The sequence below is a fragment of the Psychrobacter sp. genome (assembly GCF_035469765.1).
GTDB lineage: Bacteria > Pseudomonadota > Gammaproteobacteria > Pseudomonadales > Moraxellaceae > Psychrobacter.
In genome coordinates, this window is record NZ_DATIRM010000005.1 from 1 (window position 1) to 4470 (window position 4470).

Below are 4470 nucleotides of genomic sequence, written 5' to 3' on the forward strand. Positions count from 1 at the left end.
TTCATAAATGAAAGCAAAGATAAATACTTCCTCAATCTGTGACCACTGCTGCCCATTGATATCGAGCCATTCACCGCCGCTTACCTGCCCTGTTCTATCATCAGCACGCAATAAAACATAAGGCGCTGACTGTAAGCTACCAAAGCGACTTCCTAAAGCTTGGATAAGGGTTTTTTCACCATTTTTCAGATGAATCATGGCACCAACATCAAGATCTATTCCAGAAGCTTTATGCTGTTTGAACAAATCGCCAAGTAGCCCTTTTTTTGGTGCTTGTTTGCTCATATCTGGACGTTGGTTCCAGTCTAGGTTGACAGATATTTTGCCAAAATCATCACGTTTTTTGAGATTGATGCTAGATTGGTTTTTGGTTAAAGTAATTTTACTTAGATTGATCGAAGGATTAGTAGAGCCAGCAGGAATCGGCAGTGGCCTGCTTGTTTGAGGTGCACTACCCGCTTTTTGGGTGTTAATAGGCGGCGCTTTATTTTGAGCGGGTGCCTCATCCGCGATTTCAACGCCAAAATGCTCAGACAACGGTTTTAAGCCGCCTTCAAAACCTTGAGCAATAAAGCGAAACTTCCAACTGCCCTGCCGACGATAACATTCTGCTAAGATAATGGCTTTTTCATTACGTCCAGCAGCAGATAATTGACAAGTCATCAGCACTTGGCTGCCTTGTAAAACTTGAATATCTACATCGCCGACTTGAGCAAGCGTCTGCGCGCTAGAAAACGCGAGGGCAATCTTCTCAATGCTGGCTGGCTGCGCTGGTAAATTAATATCAAAAAAACCATCACTGTCATGCCCGCGAAAGCTCACGCTATCATCATCGCTACGCGTCTGCCCATAAAATACCATATCGCCATCACCACGTACTTTTCCATCGCTAGTCAAACGATAAGCAGCACAGTCGATGGCATTTTGGCTTAAAATACGGATACTGATATTGTCAGTTGGTAGTGGCGCATTGGCACCAGCAATCAGTGATTGAGGTTGGCTCATTTTTTATCCTTTAAATGATTGATTATGTCGCTATATTTATTAGATTAACTATCGCCATATAGTAGCATGGATGGTATCACAACCTTAATCAGAACTGACGTTACACAATGCATCAAAGACACTTTATAAGATTTTCACAAATACCTAGTGCTATTTAAGGATAAGCATTCATAACGTCTAGCATTTGTATATAATAGACCCTGTTATAACAGTGTGATTCCTGAGATTTTTCGTTCATACATTAGGCCGCCAATAACTTTGTGATGACGATACCGAGTGATCCAAAACCTTATTATTTAAGAGAGTGCTGAGAGAATTATGGATAACCCTGCTAACGATAGTCATCATATAACCGCACCCGCCATTTGGTTGGCTGAAGGTCAATCAAGCCAGCGTGATATGCTCGCTAGCCTGCAAGCATTAAAAGCTCAATATTCTACGCCTTTTAGCATTATCGCTTCACATCGTCATAATAGACCTGAGATTTTTGAATTTGCCGATATCGTTTACCACGAGCCTTCTGTAACCGCTACAGATAGCGATGAGAAAGCAATGCTTGAACCCGTTGAGACATTGACACCGCGTTGGGAGTTTGTATTAGAACAAGCTCAAAAACATAATGTCAAAGTCTTATTAACCGGACGTAATGGTATCGATTATGAAGCACATCGTGAAAAATTTGCGTTGGCCGGTATCCGCTTATTGACGGGTGCGACCAGCGTTGCAGCATTAGAATCCATCGATGATAAGTTTGCCTTTATGCAGCAGTGTCATGAGCATAACATCCCTGTTGCCCATGCATGGCGTTTTGATAGTGTGGCAGAGCTTGAGGCGTTACTTGCCAAACACGGTCATCAACCATTATGTGTCAAACCAGTAACGGGTATTTTTGCACAAGGATTTTGGCGACTAGATACTGGTAAAGAAAACGATGAGCAGTACGATAGTTTTGAGCATTTATACTTTACTGAAGAGAAAAAAATCAATACCGCGCAATTTATCAATGCTTATACCAATAGTCTAATGGTGCATGAGCGCCCTATTCCGATGCTACTGATGCCTTTTTTATCAGGGCAAGAGTATTCTATCGATGTCGTCTGTGAATACGGTGAAGTATTGGCTGCTATTACGCGCTATAAAACGGGAAAAATCCAGCATATTGGTTATGAGCAATCAGTCATGGATGTGGTCATTCCACTGATCAAAGCGTTTGGCTGTGATGGCATCGTTAGCGTTCAAACCAAAGCCGATGATGACGGTCAGCACCGTGTACTTGAGATTAATAGCCGTCCCTCTGGTGGCATCGATTACACCACCCATAGCGGGGTCGATTTAACCCAAGTTGGATTTGGTTATTGGCTTGGCTTAACCGATAAGCCAAAACTGGCTGATATCTCTCAGAAAATCATTCCCTGCCAAGTACGCTCAATTATGGTCAGCGTAAAGATTGAAGCAGATGCTGAGGAAGATATTCTCAAATAATAAAAGCAAGTATTGTAAATATTGTTTGATATACACGACGTATCAAAGCGTTATAACTGGTGAGCTATTAGAGCTAATTCTTAGGATTAATCAATCGCGCCAAATCTATAGAGTGGAAAGTCCAAAGGAACATGAATGTTAAATAAGCAACACAGCACGACCATCACTTTACCTCGCGGTACGCTTGATCTAACCTATCAGACCAATGCTGCCAATAGTAATAATGACCTAGAAGCAAATAGCCATTATCAGCTAGACGACTTGCTTGATTTTGCTCAACGTATCAACCCAAAACGGGCATTTTTGTTTGTCTCAAAAGTCTTAGGTCGTCATATTCCGGTGGCACCAAGCATCATGCGTGATGCCTTTACTGATTTGGCAAACCTAGTGCCAGATGATTTGCCTGAGCCAATTTTGGTCATCGGTATGGCAGAGACGGCGGTTGGCTTATCTGCCGGTGTGCACCAAGCGCTACAAACGCGTTATCCGCAAGCTTTATTATTGAACTCTACTCGTCACGCCCAGCAAGATGAGGCTAAGGGTAACGCCCATACTTTATTAACCACATTTAGCGAAGACCACAGTCATGCCAGTCAGCATCTAATTTATCAAAGTGCAGATAAGGTGACGCAAGAGCAACTACTTGCTAGTAAAACGCTGATTATGGTCGATGATGAAGCATCAACCGGTAATACTTGTGTCAATGTCGTCACGGCATTACGTGAAGCTGGGTTGACACAATTGCAGCAAATACACCTGACCACCTTGGTTGATTGGTCCCTAAATCAGAATCAGGCTGATACTGACGCCGATGATACGATTGCTACACGCTTGCCAAATATTGATTTTCACCGCCATCATCTGCTATCTGGCGCTTGGAAGTGGACTGATGCGCCCAACCCTGAGCCTATCATTATGCCATCGGTTGATACGACCGAAGCTGGCAGTCAAGCATTAGGTCATACTGGTCATTGGGGACGTTTCCCAACCCTAGATAGCACGGGTGGCTTTAATCATTATCTGGCAAGCTTTCAAACTGCATTTGCAAGTTTTGATGGGCAAACCGTGTTTGATAAGGCTCAATTACCACAAAAAATATTAGTATTGGGCAGCAATGAATTTGTATGGTTGCCATTTTTATTGGCGGAATGGCTTGAGCAACATACGAATTTAGATAACAGCAATAATACGGTGAATTTTAGCGCATTAACCCGCTCACCGATTGCACTTGGTGGCGGTATTAGCAAGATGTTAAGCTTTAATGATAATTACGGGCTTGGTATGACCAACTTTGCTTATAACGTTGAGCCAAATGAGTGGGATTTGATTGTGTTGTGTGTAGAAACGTCAGCCGATAGTGTTGATGCAATGTGGCACGGTTTGGATAATGTATTGGTGGTGAGTCCTAAATAGACGCTCATTTAATATGGATATTACGAGCTACTGATAATGGATTGTCATAGCCGTAATATAAGCTCTTTAGAATGTTCATTATTTTTTCTAAAACAAAGTTTACTTATATATACCATTGATTTTACGAAGGTTAAATTCATAATAAAAAAGATGTCCATAGCATAAAAAAATTCATATTTATGTGACAGCTACCTTGCCCAACCTCATATTTACCTATATATTCTGTCTATTAATTTGCGTATTCAGTGCCAACATATCAACTATTAGAAGACCGAACACTTGAGATAAACCTTTTGAGGTATCTCAAATTCTAATAATTTGTCATGACCTGAAATAATTTGAATTGATAAATACTTTAAAAGGAATTAAGGGTTTATCAATTAAAATACGACATCAGTAGCGTATAGCGTCGTTGTCGTATTATTAATTGGTAATTATCTTACGATTGATACAGGATGTAATCACAGTTCAAATCCCATTTCTCAAGTTCACCTTATTAGCAGCCTTAACCTTAGGCGTCAGCGCCTGTAGTGGCGAAATAAAACCACCGACAAAACTGCAGAATTCAGG

At 41.4% G+C, this 4470-nt stretch carries 3 protein-coding genes; 2 read left to right on the forward strand and 1 reads right to left on the reverse strand.

Annotated features, from left to right (window positions below; all coding sequences use genetic code 11):
• Positions 1-1005: TerD family protein (locus tag VLN09_RS00075; RefSeq protein ID WP_325242901.1), on the reverse strand; the 1005-nt coding region annotated here is incomplete at its 3' end.
• Positions 1006-1323: 318 nt separating this feature from the next.
• Here VLN09_RS00075 and VLN09_RS00080 point away from each other — a divergent pair.
• Together VLN09_RS00080 and VLN09_RS00085 are read left to right on the forward strand one after the other, a co-directional pair.
• Positions 1324-2487, forward strand: coding sequence for an ATP-grasp domain-containing protein (locus VLN09_RS00080; RefSeq protein WP_325242903.1), 1164 nt, complete (start codon positions 1324-1326; stop codon positions 2485-2487).
• A gap of 135 nt (positions 2488-2622) precedes the next feature.
• Complete coding sequence (locus VLN09_RS00085; RefSeq protein WP_325242905.1) at positions 2623-3900, forward strand: phosphoribosyltransferase domain-containing protein; 1278 nt, start codon at positions 2623-2625, stop codon at positions 3898-3900.
• The last annotated feature ends 570 nt before the right edge of the window (positions 3901-4470 follow it).